The sequence below is a fragment of the Amycolatopsis sp. NPDC059021 genome, assembly GCF_042739895.1.
Lineage (GTDB): Bacteria > Actinomycetota > Actinomycetes > Mycobacteriales > Pseudonocardiaceae > Amycolatopsis.
The window spans coordinates 38,762-42,495 of record NZ_JBHYIQ010000007.1 but is presented as its reverse complement, the minus strand read 5'-3'; the positions used below and the strand labels follow the sequence as shown (position 1 = coordinate 42,495).

4 protein-coding genes are annotated in these 3,734 nt (G+C 67.9%); 1 reads left to right on the top strand and 3 read right to left on the bottom strand.

Going from position 1 to position 3,734, the window contains the following annotated elements:
* Nucleotides 1-259: 259 nt before the first annotated feature.
* From ACFWX1_RS05685 to ACFWX1_RS05675, 3 genes are all read right to left on the bottom strand, one after another.
* Nucleotides 260-898, bottom strand: coding sequence for an HNH endonuclease family protein (locus ACFWX1_RS05685; protein WP_378384211.1), 639 nt, complete (start codon nt 896-898; stop codon nt 260-262).
* Nucleotides 899-1,001: 103 nt separating this feature from the next.
* Nucleotides 1,002-1,514: a DUF1453 domain-containing protein gene (locus ACFWX1_RS05680; protein ID WP_378384210.1), complete on the bottom strand. Its 513-nt coding sequence runs from the start codon at nt 1,512-1,514 to the stop codon at nt 1,002-1,004.
* A gap of 83 nt (nt 1,515-1,597) precedes the next feature.
* Nucleotides 1,598-2,278: a hypothetical protein gene (locus tag ACFWX1_RS05675; RefSeq protein WP_378384208.1), complete on the bottom strand. Its 681-nt coding sequence runs from the start codon at nt 2,276-2,278 to the stop codon at nt 1,598-1,600.
* Between the two features lie 57 nt (nt 2,279-2,335).
* Between ACFWX1_RS05675 and ACFWX1_RS05670 the strand changes: the two genes are divergently transcribed.
* Complete coding sequence (locus tag ACFWX1_RS05670) at nt 2,336-3,622, top strand: adenylosuccinate synthase (protein WP_378384207.1); 1,287 nt, start codon at nt 2,336-2,338, stop codon at nt 3,620-3,622.
* Nucleotides 3,623-3,734 lie beyond the last annotated feature (112 nt).

Sequence of the window (3,734 nt, the reverse complement as noted above, 5' to 3'; positions counted from 1 at the left end):
GTGGGGGGGGCGGTCCGCCACCGCTCGTTTCGCGCGTATATTCGTCGGCAATGGAGCGTTCGCGACATCGGGCGATGGGTGTCGGTTCGTGCGCGGCTAGTCCGAGGGACGCCCTGGGTGCATCCGCCGCACCCAGGGACGCCCTTGTCGCACCCCAGGCCAGCGCACCCCAGGCGTCCTACAACACAACCGGCAACACACACGCGGCCCCAGCACCCTCAGCGAGAAAACCTCATTGGGGCGCTTGGGCCACCGCGGGTCAGCAGCGGTTGAGCATGTCGGTCAGTGCGGACTTCTCGGCCGAGTTCACGGTGAGCTTGAACTTGTACTTCACCGCGACCCACATGCTCGCGTAGGTGCACCAGTAGCCGGTGAGCGGCGGCTTCCAGGCGTCCGGCGACTTGTCGCCCTTCTCCTGGTTGACGTAGTCGGTGACGGCGATCAGCTGCGGATCGGTCAGGTCGTTCGCGTACGCCTGGCGCTGCGCCGTCGTCCAGGCGGCCGCCCCGGTGCGCCACGCGTTGGCGAGCGGCACCACGTGGTCGATGTCCACATTGGACGGACTGGTCCAGGTCTTGCCGTCGTACGGCGAGGCCCAGCTGCCCGACGTCGGGTAGCAGTCGCTGCCGGTCTTGACGTTCGTGCCGTCCCGCTTGAGCACGACCTCGCGCGTGTTGCAGTTGTTGCCCTGGTCGATCCAGTGCGGGAACTTGTCCCGGCTGTACCCGGTCATGGACCCGTCGGGTGCCACCTTCAGCTGCGTCAGCTCGGACTTCGCGGTCGCGCCGGACGGAATCCCGGGCGGAGTCGCGTCGGCGACGCTGGTGAGTGTCCCGGTGAGGACCGCGGCGGTGGCCAGCACGGTCAGAGATCGACGAAGAGTGCGCGCGGTTGGCACCTTTCCCCCTCAGTGTCGGTTGCGGGAACCCGGTAACTTTGACTCACGAAAGTGGCGTACGCAACACCATCGGGTGACATGTTGTCGGCTGGTTGTGAAACCACTACGCGGCGACGCGCTCCAGCCGACGGCCGCGCAGGAGCACGCCGATCTCGCGGGAAATGACCATGGCCAGCGCCATGAGCAGGAAGAACGCCGCGACGCCGTCCGGACTCGTGTGCGTCGAAACCAGCAGGCTGCCGAACTGCGCGGCGAACGACGGCGAGTTCTCCAGCGCGTAGATGAACACGATCCGCCCGACCAGCACGACCAGCCAGATCGCCAGGTAGGCGAGGCCCGCGCGGGTGTAGAGCTTGGCGCTTTCCGGGTCGCGCCAGACGGCCATGGCCCGGTTCAGGGCGAGTCCGACGAGCAGGCCCAGCGTGGCCCCGATGGCCGCGAAGGCGGCGTCCGCGGGCTCGTAATGGTGCTCTCCGGTGCCCAGTGCCAGCACGCCGATCGCCGCCGAGGAGATGAACGGCATGACGGCGAGGAAGACGGTGTGCCTGCGGCGGCCGAGCTGGGTCGTGAACACCACGACCAGCAGGATCGCGGCGAAAATCAGTGCGTCGGTCATGGATCCCCCTGCGAAGAAGCGTTTATGGCACACTCATGCTACATAAAATAGCACGAGCGAGCTACAAACGGTCCGGGGTGATTTCAGAGCGTGCCGCGTGCCAGGCGCAGATCCTGGGTGTGCCGGTACCAGGTCCACCGGTTCATGGCGCGGGGGTACGCGACGCCGTCGGACATCGGCCGCGTCGGGATGCAGCCGATCTGGAACGCCCGCGAGTACAACGTCGTCGGGCGCTTGAAGAACGTGCCCTTGGTGACCCGGACCCGCAGGCCCGGCCCCTCGGCGTCCGGTTCGACGACGACCGAGCGCGCCGCCCCGCGCAGCGCGACCTGCTCGTCGCAGTAGGCCACCCCGCGCACCATCCCGAGCACGCCCCGGCCGACCAGCACGCCGCCGGCGTCGTCACGGATCAGCGGAACCGGGTCGACTTCGCCGCGCAAGGCCAGCGCGAGGGCCCGCACCGGCTGCGCCGGCAGGCCCCACAGGGAGGCGACGGCGGAATCCGGCGAGGCGGGCACGAAACCGACCGACACGCCCGCGAGCTGTTCCTTTCGCAACAGCCGCAGCACCACCGCGGCGAGGTCGGCGTCCGTCCCCGAGACCACGAGATGATCGTGTTCGCCCAGCAAGGGGTCGATTTCCGCCTTGCCGGGACGGCTGGGCACACGGATCGACGTGACGTCGTCGATGTCCTCGAAACCGGGCGAGTCCTCGCCACAGGCCACCACGATTCCGCGCACCCGCAGGTCCTCCGTTACGCTCATGCACCGGCATTCACCAGCGCCCTTTTCAGCTTTGTCGTCGAACACCTGGAGTGTCACATGCCGGCCATCGTGCTCATCGGTGCCCAATGGGGAGATGAAGGCAAGGGCAAGGCCACCGACCTGCTCGGCGACCGCGTGCAGTGGGTCGTCCGCTATCAGGGCGGGAACAACGCCGGCCACACTGTCGTCTTGCCCAACGGCGAGAACTTCGCCCTGCACCTCATCCCGTCCGGCATCCTCACGCCCGGCGTCACCAACGTCATCGGCAACGGTGTCGTCGTCGACCCCGGCGTGCTGCTGGACGAGCTCGCCGGCCTCGAGGCCCGCGACGTCGACACCAGCAGGTTGCTGATCTCCGCCGACGCGCATTTGATCATGCCGTACCACGTGGCGATCGATAAGGTCACCGAGCGTTACCTGGGCAGCCGCAAGATCGGCACCACCGGCCGCGGGATCGGGCCCTGCTACCAGGACAAGATCGCCCGCGTCGGCGTCCGCGCGCAGGACCTGCTGGACGAGAAGATCTTCCGGCAGAAGGTCGAGGCCGCGCTGGAGTTCAAGAACCAGGTGCTGGTCAAGGTCTACAACCGGAAAGCGCTCGACGCGAACCAGGTCGCCGACGAGGTGCTGTCCGCGGGCGAGCGGTTCGCGCACCGCATCGCCGACACGCGCCTGCAGCTCAACCAGGCCCTCGAACGCGGCGAGACCGTGCTGCTGGAGGGTTCGCAGGGCACGCTGCTCGACGTCGACCACGGCACCTACCCGTTCGTGACGTCGTCGAATCCGACCTCGGGCGGCGCGAGCGCCGGTTCGGGCATCGGGCCGGGCCGGATCACCACGGTGCTCGGCATCCTCAAGGCGTACACCACCCGCGTGGGCTCCGGGCCGTTCCCGACCGAGCTGAACGACGAGTCCGGCGAGTTCCTGCGCAAGCAGGGCGGCGAGTTCGGCGTCACCACGGGACGTTCGCGGCGCACCGGCTGGTTCGACGCGGTCATCGCCCGGTACGCGGTGCGCGTCAACGGCATCACCGACTACTTCCTCACCAAACTCGACGTGCTGTCCGGGCTGGAGAAGGTCCCGGTGTGCGTCGGCTACGAGGTCGACGGCTTCCGCACACAGGACATGCCGATGACGCAGACCGACGTGCACCACGCGATCCCGATCTACGAAGAGCTGCCCGGCTGGTTCGAGGACATCTCGGGCTGCCGGACGTTCGACGAGCTGCCCGCGAACGCGCGCGCGTACGTCGAGCGGATCGAGGAGCTGTCCGGCGCGCGGGTCTCGGCGATCGGCGTCGGCCCGGGGCGTGAGCAGACCATCGTGCGGCACGAGTTCGCCTGACGTGAGCTGAAGGGGACTTTCGCACGGAGCGCTAAGGAGGACACCAAGCACAAAACACCCACCAACCCGTGAGAACCCCCACCCCCCAAGGAAGTAAAAAAAAGCACCAGCG

Excerpts from the sequence above, each read along its gene's own strand:
- ACFWX1_RS05680 (WP_378384210.1), bottom strand. The coding sequence starts at position 1,514 with ATGACCGACGCACTGATTTTCGCCGCGATCCTGCTGGTCGTGGTGTTC.
- ACFWX1_RS05675 (WP_378384208.1), bottom strand. The coding sequence starts at position 2,278 with ATGAGCGTAACGGAGGACCTGCGGGTGCGCGGAATCGTGGTGGCCTGT.
- ACFWX1_RS05670 (WP_378384207.1), top strand. The coding sequence starts at position 2,336 with ATGCCGGCCATCGTGCTCATCGGTGCCCAATGGGGAGATGAAGGCAAG.